This window comes from Cupriavidus sp. YR651 (assembly GCF_900101625.1).
Taxonomy (GTDB): domain Bacteria; phylum Pseudomonadota; class Gammaproteobacteria; order Burkholderiales; family Burkholderiaceae; genus Cupriavidus.
In genome coordinates this window covers 258,200-274,439 of record NZ_FMYZ01000003.1, presented here as the reverse complement: position 1 = coordinate 274,439, position 16,240 = coordinate 258,200, and the positions used below count along the sequence as shown (strand labels likewise).

The following is a 16,240-nucleotide window of genomic DNA, read 5'->3' as shown; positions in this document are numbered from 1 at the left end:
TCACTCCATGCACCTGAATGAACGAAACCAGCGTCCGATGCTGATCGACGGCGAGCTGTGCGAAAGCGCCGGCCGCCAATGGCTGCCCAGCCTCAATCCGGCCACCGAATCCGTCATCGGACACATTCCGGCTGGCAATGCCGATGACGTCGAGCGTGCTGCGGCAGCCGCCGAGCGCGCCTGGCCCGCGTGGCAGGCGCTGGGTGTCGAAGGCCGCGCGGAGCGGCTGCGCGAAGTCGCCCGGCGCCTGACCGAGCAAGCCGAATCCCTGCTGACCGTGGAGGTTGCCGACACAGGCAATACGGTGACGTCGCTGCGGCGCGACGTTGCCGATGCGGCCTGGGGTCTGAACTTCTATGCCGGCCTCGGCTATGAGCTGAAGGGGGAAACCATCCCGGCAACGGCCGAGTCGCTGCATTTCACGGTGCGCGAGCCCTACGGCGTGGTTGGCCGCATCGTGCCATTCAATCATCCCCTCATGTTCGCCACGGCGCGCACGGCTGCCGCCCTGATGGCGGGCAACGCCGTGGTGGTCAAACCGCCCGAAACCAGTTCCCTTTCCGCCACGATGCTCGCGGAGATCTGCCGGGACGTCTTGCCGGCTGGCGTCATGAACATCGTCACCGGGCTCGGCAAGGACGCCGGCGATGCCATCGCACGGAATCCTCGCATCAAGCGCATTGCCTTCATCGGATCGCCCGCCACGGGCCGGCAGATTCAGCGGAGTGCCGCCGACGTGGGCGTCAAGCATATATCGCTCGAACTTGGCGGCAAGAACCCGCTGATTGTCTTCCCCGATGCCGACCTGGAAGCCGCCAAGGACGCTGCCGTGCGCGGCATGAACTTCCTGTGGCAAGGCCAGTCCTGCGGATCCACCAGCCGCCTGCTGGTCCATGACAGCATCTATGACGACTTCGTCGAGGCGGTGGCTGCACGCGTCGCCCGAATTCGCCTGGGCGATCCCCAGTCGGCCGAGACCGATATGGGGCCCATCAATTCGCAGGCGCAATACCAGCGCGTCCTCGACTACGTGGAAATCGCAAAGCGTGATGGTGCCCGCCTGGTGACCGGCGGCAAACGGCCTGCTGGCGAGCCCTTCAAGCGCGGCTACTGGATCGAGCCGACCGTCTTCGCCGACGTGACGCCGGAGATGCGCATCGCACAGGAGGAAGTGTTTGGTCCCATCCTGTCCATCATGCGTTGGTCAACGCCGGAGGAGGCGCTGCACATGGCCAATGGTGTGGAGTACGGCCTGACCGCCTCGATCTGGACCCGAGACATCCAGGCCGCGCTGGCGACCTCGACACGGCTTCGCACCGGCTATATCTGGGTCAACGGCGTCGGCACGCATTTCAAGGGCATGCCGTATGGCGGCTACAAGAGTTCCGGCGTGGGCCGTGAGGAAGGTATCGAGGAGATGCTGAGTTATACCGAAACCAAGGCGATCAACCTGGTCGGCCCGTTCGGGTATCGGTAGCGGAGACCGGGGCGCCGGGCGCCGGATCGGGGACGCCGGCTGGCACGTCGGCGAAGATCCCGCGATAGTAGCGATATCCCTCGTCCAGGTGCTTGTCGAAGGCGAAGCCCTGCGCAAGCATGTCATCGAAGTCGGCGCGCGTGATCTGCATGACGTAACTGTGTTCCGTGGCGACCAGGCGGCAAGCTCTGGTCGCCTGACGCGCGCTGAACCACTTTCCTGCGTCCGCATGGCCTGCCGGGTAGCTGTGGCCGTCGTATTCGAGCTGCCATCCTCCGTCGAGCAAGATCCAGACATCCTCGGAGGCGGCGGAGTCATCCTGGCATTGCACGATGACGGTGCCGGCCTCCGCCTCCCACTCGCGCGAGTGGCTGATCGTCGCGCGCAACTGCGGCGTCGACAAGCTGGTGAAGAACGGTGTCTTGCGCAACAGGTGCAGGTAGGTAATCGAGGCTTTCATGGGTTTCCCCTGTGTGGCGGCAGCGGCATCGTCGCGCCACGTTGGCTGCGCATCGCATGCGCCGGTCAGCGCCGGCAGCAATGCCGCGGACGCAAGGCAGATCCATCGCTTCATGGTCATCTCCAGAATCCAGAGGGCAGCGCGGACCCAGCCAGGCCCGCGCCGCATTTGCCTAACGGCGGATCCTGGCGCCGAGCAGGTCGCCCATGCCGATCCGCCTGGCGAAGTCGATTCGTACGCGCTCCGACACCTCCAGGACTTCCCGGGCGCCATCACCGACGAAATCGATCACCGCGCGCATCGGGCGGGACCCTGACGACATGCCCACGATCCGCACGATCTCGTCGGCCACGGCCTGCGGGTCGGCGTCATCGGGCGTCAACGCGGTCAGGCGTTCGCCGATCTGGTCCATCAGGCCGTCATAGCGGCGGTAGGCTGCAGCCCTTGCTGCATCGGCCGGCTTGCCCGCGGTGGGGAAATGCGACGTGCCCCTGGTGAACGCGCCGGGGACCACGATCGAAGTCTCGATGCCGAAGCGTGCAATCTCGTAGGCCAGCGTCACCGCGAGGGAATCCATCGCCGCCTTGGCCGCGCCATACGGGCCCATGAACGGCGGGAATCCGCCCTTGGTCGTGGTGCTGCTAATCCACAGCATCAGGCCGGCCTCGCGCTCCCTCATGTACGGGAGCACCGCGCGATTCACGCGTTGCGCACCGAACAGGTTGGTATCGAAGACCCGCATCATTTCCTCGGGTGTGAACGCCTCGGCAGGTCCCACCACGAGGTGGCCGGCGTTCTGCATCACCACGTCGATGCGACCTTGCTCCCGGACAATCGCCGCGGCCGCGGCATCGGCGGATTCCTGCTGCAGCACATCGAGCTCAAGCGGGTGCAGGTGCACGCCGCGTTCGGTGGCCCACTGCCGGACTTCGTCCGCACGGCCTTTGTTGCGGCCCTCGATGTCCCGCATCGATGCGTACACCACGTGGCCAGCCAGGGCCAGGGATTGTGCGGACAGCTTGCCAATGCCGCTGCCGGCGCCAGTTACCAGGACAACTTGTTTCATGACCGAACTCCTGTTCAGTGACGTTTGATGGATTGGGGGGTGCGGCCGGTCAGGCGACGCCGCCATTCGCACGCAGGATCTGGCCGTTCACCCAGCCCGCATCGGGGCCGGCGAGGAACGACACCACGCCGGCAATGTCGTCGGGCTGGCCCAGCCGCTGCAGCGGCGGCATCTTTGCGAACGCCTGGATCTGCTCGTCAGTCTTGCCATCGAGAAACAGCGACGTGGCGATTGGGCCCGGCGCCACGGCGTTCACGGTGATGTTCCGGCCGCGCAGTTCCTTGGCAAACACATGCGTGAACGACTCGACCGCTGCCTTGGTCGCGTTGTAGACCGCATAGCCGGGCATGTTCAGGGCCAGTGTGGTGCTGGAGAAATTGACGATGCGCCCGCCGTCGTTCAGGCGCGTGGCGGCTTCGCGCAGCGTGTTGAAGGTACCGCGCACATTGATGTCGAAGGTCTGGTCGTAGAGCGCGTCGCTGGTGTCAGCCAGGGGCACCGTCTTCAGCACGCCGGCGTTGTTCACCAGCACATCGACCTTGCCGAGCTGGTGTTCGACGATCTCGAACATGCGCCGCACTTCGCCGGCATCGGAGACATCGGCCTTTACGGCGATGGCCCTGGCGCCCTCCGCTTGCAGGCTGGCGACCAGTGCATCCGCCTGGGCGGGGCTGGACGCGTAGTTGACGGCGACGGCGAAGCCGTCTTGTGCCAGGCGTTGGGCGACGGCGGCGCCGATACCGCGCGATGCGCCGGTAACGATGGCGACTTTAGTGTTGCTGGCTTGATTCATGATTCGCTTCCTCATTTGGGGTGGTGGTGAAGCGAATACTGGATCATTCCATCCGAAAGATAATCTCGCTCAGGCTGGTAACATATTTCCATCGTCTTTAACAATAAACCCAACGGAGCGCCTGATGGATCGCTTTCAGGAAATGCAGGCCTTTGTACGTATTGCCGAGCGGCAGAGCTTTACGCAGGCATCCGACGACTTGCAGATACCCCGGGCGACCGTGACCAACCTGATCAAGCGCATGGAGCAGCGGCTCGGCACCCGGCTGCTGGAGCGCACTACCCGCACGGTGCGGCTGACGCATGATGGCGAGGCGTACTACCGTCGATGCGTGCGGCTGATCGCCGATCTGGAGGAGGCCGAGGGATCGTTCCGGAACACGGCGCCCAAAGGGCTGCTACGTGTGAATCTGCAAGGCACGCTGGCCCGCCATTTCGTGGTACCGGCACTGCCCGATTTCCTGGCCCAGTACCCGGAGATCGAACTGCAGATCGGCGAAGACGACCGCCTGGTGGACCTGGTGCGCGAAGGCGTCGATTGCGTATTGCGAGCTGGCACGCTGCAGGACTCATCGATGGTAGGCAGGCAGATCGCGCTGCTGGAGCAGGTGACCGTCGCCGCCCCCGGCTATCTCGCGAAATATGGCGAGCCGGCCGACTTGCACGCACTGGCGGCACACCGGGCGGTGAACTATGTCTCCAGCGCGACTGGCAAAGCCGTCCCACTCGAATTCACGGCGAATGGCCGCGTGGCGGCGGTCCAGCTTCCCGCGATCGTTTCAGTGACCGGCGCCGATCTCTACACCGGGGCAGCGGTGGCGGGGCTGGGGCTCGTGCAGGTGCCCCGCTACCGGGTGGCCGCGGAACTGGCGTCGGGTCGCCTGAAGATCGTCCTGCCGGACTTCCCGTGCCCCCCGATGCCCGTCTCCGTTCTGTATTCGCAGCATCGCCAGCTCTCGTCACGGGTTCGGGTCTTCGCGCAATGGCTGCGCGAGATCTTTGCAGCAGGAGACGCTTGATGCCGCACTTTGCGATAGGATGGCGCCGGTAACCAGGATCCGAAACCGCAAGGAAACCCGCGCTTGCCCGAAGCCCTCCCCTCCAGCCCCTCCGGCGAGTTTCCCACCTTCGAGACGTCGGATTTCGCGGGCGAGGGGTCGTTCTACTTCGACCTCGTGCGGCTGCAGGACCGCGATGACATCCCGCGCGGTTTCCTGCACCGGCACAACTACTACCACCTGCTCTGGATGACTCGAGCGAGCGGCACGCACATGCTCGACTTCGCGCATTTCGACGTGCGCGACCACTCGGTGTTCTTCCTTTCGCCAGGCCAGGTCCATGCCTGGACGTCATCGGTCAAACCCCACGGCTATGTGCTGAATTTCAGCACCGACTTCTTCGCCCGGATGTTTCCGCGCGCCGAAGATGTCGCGAAATTTCCGTTCTACCACCCCTCGCGCGGCAACAGTGCGCTCTATCTCACGCAAGCCCAGCATGACAGCATGCTGCCGCTGCTCGGCGAGATGGAGCGCGAGGCGCGCGATCGCCAGCCTGGCTTCCCCGACGTGGTGCGGGCCTGCCTGATGATCCTTCTCACGCGTCTGCGCCGCCTGTGCCCCGGCAACGAGCACGCTGGCGGCGTTGGCCCGCAGCAGGCGCTCACGCGCCGTTTCACGATGCTGGTGGAAACGCACTACTTGCGCTTTGGCACGATCGGCCAGTACGCCGAGGCGCTATGCGTGAGCGAGCGTCAGCTCAACGACGCGGTCAAGCGAACCGTGGCGCGCACGGCCAGCCAGGTGGTGCAGGAACGCGTGGTGCTCGAAGCCAAGCGCTGGCTCAGCAACACCGAAACGGGCATCGCCGAGATCGCGTTCCGTCTCAATATCGAGGACCCGGCCTACTTCGCGCGCTTCTTCAAGAAGCAGACCGGCCTCACGCCGGGCGACTTCCGCAGGAAGCATTGCCGCCCGCTGGAATGACGCGCGAAAAAGTCCAACACAACGTCTGATCCGTCCTAACGCCGCCGCCACGCAGCTGCCTAAAGTGTCCCCCATGGCGCAGCCGAACCCGGCGTCGCCGTCGGCATGCCATAAGAAACCAGAGGCACAGGAGACAGACATGTACAAGAAAGCAATCGCTCCGTTGCGGAGCCTTGCCGTGGCCACCGCATTGGCCGTCACTTCCCTCAGCGCGATGGCGGATTACCCGGATCATCCCTTGCGCATCATCGTGCCGTTCGCCGCCGGCGGCGCCACCGATGTGATTGCGCGCACCGTGGCGCAAGCCATGTCGGCCCGGCTCGGGCAGTCGATCGTGGTGGAAAACAAGGCCGGCGCCAACGGCAACATCGGCGCCGTCTCGGCCGCACGCTCGGACCCCGACGGCTACACGCTGCTGATGGCCACGTCGAGCCACGCGATCAACGCGTCGCTCTACCAGAAGCTCAACTACAGTCTCACGCGCGATTTCGTGGGTCTGTCGAACCTGGCGTCGGTGCCCCTGCTGCTGGTGGTGAATCCGTCGGTGCCGGCCAATTCGGCGAGCGAGCTCGCGGCGTACGCCAAGGCCCATGCCGGCCGCGTCAACTACGCGTCGGGCGGCACCGGCACCGCATCCCACCTGGCCGGCGAGCAGTTCAGCACGCTGGCCGGCACGAAGATGACGCACGTGGCCTACAAGGGCGGAGCGCAGGCGCTCAATGACGTGATGGGCGGCCAGGTGCAGATCATGTTCGCCAACCTGCCCGAAGTTCTCGCGCAGGTGCAGAGCGGAAAGCTCAAGGCGCTGGCGGTCACCGGCAGCAAGCGCCACGCCGCCCTGCCCGACGTGCCCGCCTTCTCGGAAACGCCGTTCCCGGGGATGACCGCGCGCTCGTGGTTCGGCCTGTTCGCGCCGGCCGGCACGCCACCGGCCGCCGTCGAGAAACTCGCGCAGGCCATCGTCCAGAGCGTAGCCGACCCCGCCGTCAAGGAGCGGCTGAAAGGGCTCGGCGCCGATCCCGTCGGCGACGACCAGGCTGCATTTCAGAAGTACGTGAACCAGGAGGTGGCGCGCTGGGCCGTGCTTGTCAGGCAATCCGGCGCCACCGTCGATTGAATCCACTCATCTGCCACCGTTCGAGGAAACCCCATGCTGTTCGACGTTCGCACCTACACCTGCCACCCCGGCACGATCAAGAAACACCTGGCGCTGTATGCCGAGTACGGCTACGCGACCCAGAGCCGCCACCTGGGCAAGCCGCTGGCCTACATGCAAACCGAGACCGGCAATGTCAACAGCTACATGCACATCTGGGTCTATGACAGCGCTGCCGATCGCGAGGCAAAGCGCCAGGCGCTGCAGAGGGACCCGGCCTGGAGCGAGTACCTGAAAATGAGCGCCGAGGCCGGCTACCTCATCAGCCAGGAGAACCGGCTGATGACGCCGGTGTCGTTCTTCACGCCGTAGGCGGACCTGCGACCGCGGCCCGCCGGCGCGTTCGGCGCCGGGCGATAGGGGGTCTTAAAGCTTGTAGCCGATGCGCCGCAGCAGATCCTTGCGGTCGGCGATGTCGGCCGCGGTCTCGATGCCGAGTGGCGGCTCGCCATCGACCACGCCGAGCACGGCCCGTCCCAGCTCCGTCTGCGCGACGATGATCTGCGTGGGGTTCGCGGTGGCGCAATAGATGCGGCACACCTCCGGCACGGCGCGCACGGCGCCCAGTACATTGACCGGAAAGAACCCATCCCCAAGAAAAATCAGGAAGGTATGTCCGGCCGCGATCGCCATCGCGTTCTGGCAGGCCAGGTCGATCATCGCCTCATCGGTGCCGGACCAGCGCACGAGCCGTTTGCCGGACGCCTCGCAGAAGGCGATGCCGAACCGGATGCCAGGAACCGTACCGACGAGCGCCTCGTGCAGATCCTCGACGGTCTTGATGAAATGCGACTGTCCGAAGATGAAATTGGTCGCTTCCGGCTTCGATACCTGCACCACGCTGAGTTCCATGACCTGCCCTCCCGAGTTGCCCCGCATGCAGACAATGGTAGGTGGCGAGCCTTCGAATGCAAGCCGAGCCAGATGCGGCTCGATCAGGTTTCCCGATTAGAAAAGCTGGCGCCGCCCATCGTAGTCGAGCACGATTTGATTCATGGCTTTCAGGAGCGCCTGGTCATTGCCCAGTGTCGGCTCGATCGCCTTCATGTAGCCCAGCAACTGAGCCTGAGCGGCGCTCGCGACTTCGGTCGTAATGCCTTCATCGTCGTGCAGGATCACATAGGAGCGGGCGAAGCCGTAGATCAGGAAGTAGGCTGCAGCATTGCCCGGATCGCTCTTCATGAGCGCAAGCGACTGTTGCTTGACCTTCAGGAAGGCGTCCGTTCCAGGGACGCTCTGCGCAAACTCGGCGGTGATGGTCTTGAAGTCCATGAGTCTCTCTCTAAAACAATCAAATCAAACTTGTTGCAGCATGCGCCGCAATAGATCGGCGCCGTCGAGGCCCTTGTAGGATCGCTGCCACAACGCCTCGACCATGTTCGTGTACAGGGAGACAGCCTCTGGCGCGGCGGTCACAGACGCAATGCCTCCGGAGATATTGGGAAATTCGCCGAAGCGAAATGGGCTGATTGCCACGTACGACCCGGTTGGTCGCTCGAAGATCTGAAACGTGGCGTTCGGCATGCTCTCGTTGACGATGCCGATCTGCATCCCGGCAGGTTGCTGCTCCAGGAGGCTGGCAATGCGCGCCACTTCGGATCGGGCAGCCAGCGACCGTTCCATCTTTGTCGCTGGCGGCAAATCCATTCGTCCGACCAACCCGAAGTGCACGAACCGTTCCAGCTCGCGCAAACCAATCAGGCTCACAATCGGCGCTGGCTGCGAGCTATAGGACGCTTTCCGTTCGCGCAGCAATTCCATCATGGCCTGGATCCGGCCTTCGTCGTTGTCCCCGCTCTCTCTCAGCATTTGCTCGAGATACCCCGCGTAGCTGGGTGAAGTGAGCAGGAACGAAATGGGCTCGAAGTGCGCCAGGATGCGCGTCGCACCTTGCTCAAGCTGCCGCATCCGCTCGATGTAGGCGATGGCCGAGGGATAGTATTCGGTGCCAGCTCCAAGCAGCGACTCGAGCGACGTACCCAGGATGCCGGCGAGCCGCTCGAGCGTTTCAATCTTGACGATCTCGCCTTTCTCCATCCGGTAGACCGCGGCACGCGAGATCCCGAGCACATCGGCAATCTGTTCGGCCCTTAGCTGCGCGCCCAGGCGGTAGGCACGAAGCCGGGCACCGATGGCTTCGAAGTCGATCCCACCCAATGTCGTGGCGCGGTGTTCCATTTCTGTCTCATTAATTAGATGGATTTCACTATAGCACGTCAACTGCGCGCACGATACCGCGCAACGGGCGAGCATCGGTGGAAACCCGAAGTTCGCTGCAAACCGCTTGCAATCGCAGGGCCTTCGACATAGTCTAAAAAATAAGATTCTCCACTGCATCAGCACTTGGCCTCGTCCATGAACCCCAAGTGCACCGCAATGCAGTGGTTTTTCAGGCCCCTACAGTCTAAAAATGGAGACAGCATGAGCAGCCAGCCCCTCACTCAGTCAGTTTCAGAGGCCGAGGCCCCAACTTCCCCCTACGCATGGAAGGCCTTGGCCGGATCGGCCATTGGCTACGCCATGGACGGCTTTGACCTCCTGATTCTTGGCTTCATGCTGCCTGCCATCAGTGCCGCCCTCGCGCTCAGCACCAGCCAGTCGGGCGCACTGGTGACATGGACGCTGATCGGCGCCGTTGCAGGCGGGATCATCTTCGGCGCGCTCAGCGACCGTTATGGGCGCGTTCGCGTACTGACCTGGACCATTGTCCTGTTCGCGGTGTTCACCGGCATGTGTGCCTTTGCGCAGGGGTTCTGGGATTTGCTGGCCTATCGCACCATCGCCGGCATCGGCCTCGGCGGCGAATTCGGCATCGGCATGGCACTCGCAGCCGAAGCCTGGCCGGCCAGCAAGCGGGCGCGCGTCTCGTCCTATGTCGCCTTGGGCTGGCAATCGGGGGTGCTGATGGCTGCGCTGTTGACCCCACTGCTGCTGCCCGTGGTGGGCTGGCGCGGAATGTTCCTGATTGGCGTGATTCCGGCGCTGGTAGCGTGGTTTATCCGTAATCGCCTGCACGAGCCCGAAGTATTCGTGCGGAGCGCCCGTACGGAGAAGAAGCCCAACGCATTCAGGCTGCTGGTGGCAGACCGCAAGACCACGCGAACCAGCCTTGGCATCGTCGTCCTTTGCTCGGTCCAGAACTTCGGGTACTACGGCATCATGATCTGGCTGCCCACCTATCTCTCCAGGACGCTCGGATTCTCGCTGACCAAGTCGGCCATGTGGACCTCTGTCACGATCGTCGGAATGATGATTGGCGTCGTGATCTTTGGCCATCTCGCCGACCGCATTGGCCGCAAGCCGACTTTCCTGTTCTTCCAGGCTGGCGCGGTTGCGATGGTGCTGCTCTATGCCAGGTTGTCTGATCCCATGACGATGCTGTGGGCCGGTGCGGTAATGGGCATGTTCGTCAATGGCATGATCGGCGGATACGGTGCGCTGATCTCCGAGGCTTACCCCACGGCGGCACGCGCTACCGCACAAAACGTCCTGTTCAATATCGGACGCGCGGTAGGCGGACTTGGACCGATTGTCGTAGGCGCCATCGCGGCAACCTACTCCTTCCAACTCGCGATCGCACTGCTTGCCAGCATCTACGTCCTCGACATGATCGCAACATTCTTCCTTGTTCCCGAGCTCAAGGGCGTGGAACTGGAATAACGCCAGAACCTGTCAGGCATTCCTCGGCTGCGCCGTCCGGCGCAGCGCATTTCTCAGGAGTCATCCCCATGTGTGCCACCGTGTGTAGCCCGGATTCCGCGGCTACCGTAGCCTCCTATCGCTGTCGAATTGTCGAGCATTACTGGGTCAACCAGCGATACAAGTACATCAGGCTCGAATCCGATGCCCCGATCGCCAACATTACGCGGCCTGGGCAGTTCTACCAGCTCAATTGCCCGACCACCGCCGAAGAGCAACCGTTCCTGCTGCGGCCGATGAGCGTCTACGGCGCCGGCCCTGAAGCCGGACGGATCGAGTTCCTTTACAACGTCACCGGCGTCGGCACGCGGGCGATGGCGACGCTGCCCGTCGACGGCCACATGGACATTGTCGGCCCGCTCGGCAACACCTTTACGTTCGAGCCCGCCTTCCGCAGGATTCTCGTCGTGGCCCGTGGCGTTGGTCTGGCCACGATGGCACCGCTGATCCACGAGGCTGCGGCTGCTGGCGTGGGGATCACCGCGGTGATGTCCGCACGCACCTCTGGCGACCTGATGGAAAAGCAGTTCCTGCGCGGCGCCACGGCAGAAGTGCATAGCGTATTCGACGCGGACGGCACGTCTTCCGTGGAGGCCGTCGAGGCCCTGATTCGACGTCTCATCGCCGACCAACGCCCCGACGCCATCTACACCTGCGGGTCTCACCGCCTGCTGATGCTGCTTCAGCGGGTGCTTCAAGACCATCCGGATGTGCAAGGCGAAGTCGCCATGGAGCAGCGCATGGCCTGCGGCATGGGCGTGTGCCTGTCTTGCGTGCGCCTGTTCGATTGCGATGGCGACAAGCAGTTCCTGCGCGTGTGTCGCGAAGGTCCGGTATTCAAGATTCGCGAAGTCGTCGGGGAGGTGGAGTTTGGCTAATTTGACTGTCCGGGTTGGCGATCTGACGCTGCGCAACCCCGTAATGCCCGCATCCGGCTGCTTTGCGATCGAGTATCGCGAGGCCATGGACCTGAACCAGCTTGGCGCGCTGGTCATCAAGAGCGTTTCACCGAAATCCCGGGCCGGCAACCCCACGCCACGCGTGGCGGAAACTCATGGCGGGATGCTCAATTCGATCGGCATTCCCAGCAAGGGGCTCGAGTACTACAGGAAGGAAGTGCTCCCGCCTTACACGCAATACGACACGCCTGTCATCGTATCGATCTCCGCCGATACCGCCGAAGAGTTCGGCGCGGCCTGCGAAGAGCTGTCCCTGCCTGAAGTGGCGGCGATCGAGGCAAACATCTCCTGCCCGAATCTTGAAGCCGACGGCATGGCCTTCGCCATGCTGCCGGAAACGACCTACAAGGCCGTCGCCGCGATCCGCCGTCGCACCAGGCACCCGTTCTGGGTCAAGCTCACGCCGAACGCCGGCAACATCGCTTCGATCGCCAGGGCTGCGGAAGAAGCAGGCGCCGATGCCATCGTGATGGGTAACACCGTGTTGGGCATGGCAATCGATATCCGTACCCGCAAGCCCCGGTTGGGCAATGTCATGGGCGGCCTTTCGGGGCCCGCCATCAAGCCGGTTGCGCTGCGCATGGTGCACCAATGCTACCGCGCCGTGCGCATTCCCATCATCGGCTGCGGTGGCATTCAAAGTGCCGAGGACGCCGTCGAATTCATGCTGGCAGGCGCTTCCGCCATCCAGGTTGGCACCGCGTCGTTCCGTGATCCGGCCGCGATGCAGAAGATCATCGATGGACTCCGCGCGTACTGCGAGCAGACCGGCGTCGAATCCATCCGCGATCTCACTGGCCAGGTAATTCTGGATCGCCAGCTTAGTGACCGCTGGTTGCGGTTCGCCCAGCAATCGGGCTGAGCAACCGGACACGCATATGGACATCCTCAACCTCAAGCCGCTGGCCGAGCAGCTCCTCGCCGATATCCGCGCATTGTCCTTTGACGGTGTCGGCGTCACGCGCGACAGCTACGGTGCGGGCGAGTCCGCAACGGCGGACTACCTGCGTCGCTTCGCCGAGCAGCATGGGCTTTCCGTGCAGAGCGACAAAGCCGCCAACCTTGTGTTCTCGCTGCCTGAAGAGGACGCCGGCGCGCCGGCTGCCTGGGTCGGCTCGCATATGGATTCGGTGCCGCAAGGCGGCAACTTCGACGGACTCGCTGGCATTGTTGCCGGGCTACTGTGTCAGGTCGCGCGGAAGGAGCAAGGCGCAGCCAGCGCTGCGCCACTTCGGGTCGTCGCCTTCCGCGGCGAGGAAAGCGCCTGGTTCGGCAAGGCATACATGGGCTCTGGTGCTGCCCTGGGCAAGCTGACGCCGGACGACCTTGCGCTGAAGCATCGCAGTTCCGGCCGAACGCTCTCGGAGTGCATGGCGGAGGCCGGTGCCGACATCGAAGCCATTGCGCTGCAGCAACCGCTGTTCGACCGGGCGTCTGCCGCTGCGTACCTGGAATTGCACATCGAACAGGGGCCCGTCATGGTGGCGCGGAAGTTGCCGCTGGCCGTGGTGCCGGGTATTCGCGGGAATGTCCGCCACAATCGCGTGACATGCATCGGCGAACCCGGCCATTCTGGCGCCGTACCCCGTTGGCTGCGAAAGGATGCGATGTTCGCAGTGGCTGACCTCATTACACGCCTCGACGAGCACTGGAAAGTGCTGCTGGAACGCGGCAGCGATCTGGTCGTCACCACCGGGATGGTTTCCACGGATCCCGCCGAACATTCCATCTCGCGCATTCCCGGCAAGGTCGACTTCAGCTTCGAGGTGCGCAGCAAAAGCGTGGACACGCTCGAAGGCTTCTACCAGCTGTTCCGCACCGAGTGCAAGGCCATCAGCCGCGATCGTGGCGTGCATTTCGAATTTGATCGCCGCATTGAATCCGCGCCAGCGACGATGGACCCCGGGCTTTCGGATCTCCTGCGCAACGCGTGTGCCAACGCGAAACTGCCAGTGGAGATGGTCCCGAGCGGCGCAGGCCATGACGCGTCGCTGTTTGCCAATGCCGGCATCCCGACCGCGATGCTTTTCGTCCGCAACGAACACGGCTCGCACAATCCCGACGAAGCCATGGACCTGGACGACTTCATGCTCGGCACGAAGGTCCTGTACGAAGCGCTTGAGGCCATTCCGCGCGGGAGGCAATCATGACCATCGAGACGCTCACGATTCGCCGTCCGGACGACTGGCATCTGCATCTGCGCGATGGCGACATGTTGCGCGCCGTGCTGCCGGCTTCCGCCAGCCAGTACGGCCGGGCCATCGTGATGCCGAACCTGAAGCCGCCGGTTACGACTGTCGAAGCGGCTCTCGCCTATCGGCAGCGGATTCGCGATGCACTACCCGGCGATTCGGCGTTCACGCCAATGATGACGTGCTATCTCTGCGACGACACCGACCCCGGGGAAATCCGTGCCGGATTCGAGTGCGGAGCGTTTGCCGCCGCCAAGCTCTATCCCGCTGGCGCCACCACGCATTCCGAGTATGGCGTCACATCGGTCGACCGGACTGCCGGCGTCCTGGCGACCATGCAGGACATTGGCATGCCGTTGCTGATCCACGGCGAGTCCACGGACCCGGCGGTCGATGTCTTCGATCGGGAAGCGGCCTTTCTACGCACGACGCTGACGCAGATCCTCACCCGCTATCCGCGACTGAAGGTCGTGCTGGAGCACATCACGACAGAGGAGGCAGCCGATTTCGTCATGCGCGATGAAAGCGGCCGCCTGGCCGCCACCATCACGCCGCAGCACCTGATGTTCAACCGCAACGCGATGTTCACCGGCGGCATTCGCCCTCACTACTACTGCCTGCCGGTGCTCAAGCGCGAGCAGCACAGACTCGCGCTGCGGCGCGCGGCCACCTCCGGGTCGCACGCCTTCTTCCTGGGCACCGATTCCGCACCGCACGACACGGACGCCAAGGAATCGGCATGCGGTTGCGCCGGCATCTTCAGCGCCCCCATCGCCTTGCAGGCATACCTGACGGTGTTCGAAGAAGAACAAGCCCTGCACCACTTCGAAAAATTCGCCAGTGAGAACGGCGCGCGCTTCTATGGCGTCCCGCTGAACGAAGGCACTGTCACCTTCCACCGGATACCGACGCGCGTGACCGGGAGCATCGACCTGCCAGATGGACGCCGCATCCAGACGTTCCTCGCCGGGGAAACGCTGCCATGGACCCTCGCATAGCTTCACGCACTATTTCATTGGACCGCACCGTGACTACTACCTACCGCATTGAAGCCGACCTGCTTGGCGAACGCCAGGTTCCCGCCGACGCCTACTATGGCGTGCATACCCTGCGGGCCTGGGAGAACTTCCAGATTACCGGCACGCCCATTTCGTCGTGGCCGGAGCTCATCATCGCGCTGGCTTCGGTCAAGCAGGCCGCCGCCGAGGCCAACGCCGAGCTGCGCCTGCTCGCTCCCGCGCTGCGCGACGCCATCATTGCCGCGTGCCACGACGTGCGCGACGGCCGCCTGCACGATCAGTTCATCGTTGACACGATCCAGGGCGGTGCCGGCACCTCCACCAACATGAACGCCAACGAGGTGATCTGCAACCGCGCCCTGGAGCACCTGGGCCATCAAAAGGGGGAATACGCCGTCCTGCATCCGAACGAGCACGTGAACATGGCGCAAAGCACCAACGACGTCTATCCGACGGCGCTTCGCATCGCTACGTGCTTTGCCATCGAGCATCTCCTGGAAGCGATGGCCGTACTCCGCGTTGCCTTCGACATGAAGGCAAAGGAATTTGCCGGTCTCTACAAGCTGGGGCGCACGCAGCTTCAGGATGCAGTCCCAATGACCCTCGGGCAGGAGTTCTCCACCTATGCCGTGATGCTGGAAGAGGACATGGCACGGCTGCGCGAAGCAGGAACGCTGATTCGCGAGATCAATCTCGGCGCGACGGCCATCGGCACGGGCATCACGGCCCATCCCGACTATGCGGCGAAGGCGCTGGTCGCGCTGCGGCGTATCACAGGTCTCGATCTTGCGCTCGCACCCAACCTGGTGGAAGCCACCCAGGACTGCGGTGCGTTCGTCCAGATCTCTGGCGTGCTCAAACGAATTGCCGTCAAGCTCTCCAAGACCTGCAACGACCTGCGACTCCTGTCGAGCGGCCCGCGCTCAGGCTTCGGCGAGATCAACCTGCCGCCGATGCAGGCGGGCTCGTCGATCATGCCGGGCAAAGTCAACCCCGTCATTCCGGAAGTGGTCAACCAGATAGCGTTCGAGGTGTTTGGCAATGACACGACCATCACGTTTGCGGCAGAAGCTGGGCAGTTGCAGCTCAATGCCTTCGAGCCAGTCATCGCCGCGAGCCTGTTCCGCAGCTTCCGGCATTTGACGAATGGGTGCGTGACGCTGGCTCAGAAATGCGTCAACGGCATCACTGCCAACCCGGAGCGCCTGCGCGAGACCATCGAGCGGTCCATCGCACTGGTGACGGCCCTCAATCCCGTGATCGGCTACAAGAACGCGACGTCTGTTGCCGCCCAGGCCTACGCGGAGAACAGGACGATTCGTGAAGTGGTACTCGCCCGCGGCCTGATGACGGCGGAGGCTCTGGAAGAAGCGCTGCGTCCGGAGGCACTGGTGCAACCCCGTGCGGACATGCACGGCAAGGCATAAAGGAACGATTG

17 protein-coding genes are annotated in these 16,240 nt (G+C 63.7%); 11 read left to right on the top strand and 6 right to left on the bottom strand.

Annotation, left to right across the window (positions count from 1 at the left end; translation table 11 throughout):
* Window positions 1-7 precede the first annotated feature (7 nt).
* Entirely contained in the window at window positions 8-1,477 is a 1,470-nt protein-coding gene (locus tag BLR29_RS10885) for an aldehyde dehydrogenase family protein (RefSeq protein WP_092136980.1), read from the top strand.
* On the opposite strand, the gene BLR29_RS10880 is transcribed toward BLR29_RS10885, so the two are convergent.
* The 3 genes from BLR29_RS10880 to BLR29_RS10870 are packed head-to-tail and all read right to left on the bottom strand — an operon-like array spanning window position 1,446 to window position 3,796.
* Window positions 1,446-2,051: a cyclic nucleotide-binding domain-containing protein gene (locus BLR29_RS10880; RefSeq protein ID WP_255371180.1), complete on the bottom strand. Its 606-nt coding sequence runs from the start codon at window positions 2,049-2,051 to the stop codon at window positions 1,446-1,448. The genes BLR29_RS10885 and BLR29_RS10880 overlap by 32 nt on opposite strands.
* A gap of 58 nt (window positions 2,052-2,109) precedes the next feature.
* Window positions 2,110-3,003 carry an SDR family NAD(P)-dependent oxidoreductase gene (locus BLR29_RS10875; RefSeq protein WP_092136979.1) on the bottom strand — a complete coding sequence of 298 codons (894 nt, stop codon included), beginning with the start codon at window positions 3,001-3,003 and terminating at the stop codon, window positions 2,110-2,112.
* 49 nt (window positions 3,004-3,052) lie between these two features.
* The gene (locus BLR29_RS10870; protein WP_092136978.1) at window positions 3,053-3,796 is read right to left on the bottom strand and encodes an SDR family oxidoreductase; all 744 of its coding nucleotides are present in this window, start codon (window positions 3,794-3,796) and stop codon (window positions 3,053-3,055) included.
* A 124-nt stretch (window positions 3,797-3,920) separates the two neighbouring features.
* On the opposite strand from BLR29_RS10870, the gene BLR29_RS10865 reads away from it, so the two are divergent.
* The 4 genes from BLR29_RS10865 to BLR29_RS10850 all read left to right on the top strand — a co-directional run bounded on the left by BLR29_RS10865 (window position 3,921) and on the right by BLR29_RS10850 (window position 7,245).
* Window positions 3,921-4,814: a LysR family transcriptional regulator gene (locus BLR29_RS10865; RefSeq protein ID WP_092136977.1), complete on the top strand. Its 894-nt coding sequence runs from the start codon at window positions 3,921-3,923 to the stop codon at window positions 4,812-4,814.
* A 63-nt stretch (window positions 4,815-4,877) separates the two neighbouring features.
* The gene (locus BLR29_RS10860; protein ID WP_092136976.1) at window positions 4,878-5,777 is read left to right on the top strand and encodes a helix-turn-helix domain-containing protein; all 900 of its coding nucleotides are present in this window, start codon (window positions 4,878-4,880) and stop codon (window positions 5,775-5,777) included.
* A 139-nt stretch (window positions 5,778-5,916) separates the two neighbouring features.
* Window positions 5,917-6,894, top strand: coding sequence for a Bug family tripartite tricarboxylate transporter substrate binding protein (locus BLR29_RS10855; RefSeq protein WP_092136975.1), 978 nt, complete (start codon window positions 5,917-5,919; stop codon window positions 6,892-6,894).
* 33 nt (window positions 6,895-6,927) lie between these two features.
* Entirely contained in the window at window positions 6,928-7,245 is a 318-nt protein-coding gene (locus BLR29_RS10850) for an NIPSNAP family protein (RefSeq protein WP_092136974.1), read from the top strand.
* Between the two features lie 54 nt (window positions 7,246-7,299).
* Here the strand turns inward: BLR29_RS10850 and BLR29_RS10845 are convergent, their stop codons facing one another.
* The 3 genes from BLR29_RS10845 to BLR29_RS10835 all read right to left on the bottom strand — a co-directional run bounded on the left by BLR29_RS10845 (window position 7,300) and on the right by BLR29_RS10835 (window position 9,111).
* Entirely contained in the window at window positions 7,300-7,785 is a 486-nt protein-coding gene (locus BLR29_RS10845) for an adenosine-specific kinase (protein WP_092136973.1), read from the bottom strand.
* Window positions 7,786-7,881: 96 nt separating this feature from the next.
* Entirely contained in the window at window positions 7,882-8,205 is a 324-nt protein-coding gene (locus BLR29_RS10840; protein WP_092136972.1) for a hypothetical protein, read from the bottom strand.
* A 24-nt stretch (window positions 8,206-8,229) separates the two neighbouring features.
* Window positions 8,230-9,111, bottom strand: a complete 882-nt coding sequence (locus BLR29_RS10835; RefSeq protein WP_092136971.1) for a helix-turn-helix domain-containing protein — start codon at window positions 9,109-9,111, stop codon at window positions 8,230-8,232.
* Window positions 9,112-9,354: 243 nt separating this feature from the next.
* Here BLR29_RS10835 and BLR29_RS10830 point away from each other — a divergent pair, with 243 nt between their 5' ends.
* From BLR29_RS10830 to aspA, 6 genes are all read left to right on the top strand, one after another.
* Window positions 9,355-10,593, top strand: coding sequence for an MFS transporter (locus BLR29_RS10830; RefSeq protein WP_092136970.1), 1,239 nt, complete (start codon window positions 9,355-9,357; stop codon window positions 10,591-10,593).
* A gap of 68 nt (window positions 10,594-10,661) precedes the next feature.
* Entirely contained in the window at window positions 10,662-11,510 is an 849-nt protein-coding gene (locus BLR29_RS10825) for a dihydroorotate dehydrogenase electron transfer subunit (RefSeq protein ID WP_092136969.1), read from the top strand.
* Complete coding sequence (locus tag BLR29_RS10820; protein WP_092136968.1) at window positions 11,503-12,453, top strand: dihydroorotate dehydrogenase; 951 nt, start codon at window positions 11,503-11,505, stop codon at window positions 12,451-12,453. Before BLR29_RS10825 ends, BLR29_RS10820 begins: the two co-directional genes overlap by 8 nt.
* A gap of 16 nt (window positions 12,454-12,469) precedes the next feature.
* Window positions 12,470-13,741, top strand: a complete 1,272-nt coding sequence (locus BLR29_RS10815; protein WP_092136967.1) for a hydantoinase/carbamoylase family amidase — start codon at window positions 12,470-12,472, stop codon at window positions 13,739-13,741.
* Window positions 13,738-14,781: a dihydroorotase gene (gene pyrC / locus BLR29_RS10810; RefSeq protein WP_092136966.1), complete on the top strand. Its 1,044-nt coding sequence runs from the start codon at window positions 13,738-13,740 to the stop codon at window positions 14,779-14,781. Before BLR29_RS10815 ends, pyrC begins: the two co-directional genes overlap by 4 nt.
* Window positions 14,782-14,810: 29 nt before the next feature.
* A complete protein-coding gene (gene aspA, locus BLR29_RS10805; protein ID WP_255371179.1) occupies window positions 14,811-16,229 on the top strand; it encodes an aspartate ammonia-lyase in 1,419 nt (472 codons plus the stop codon).
* Window positions 16,230-16,240 lie beyond the last annotated feature (11 nt).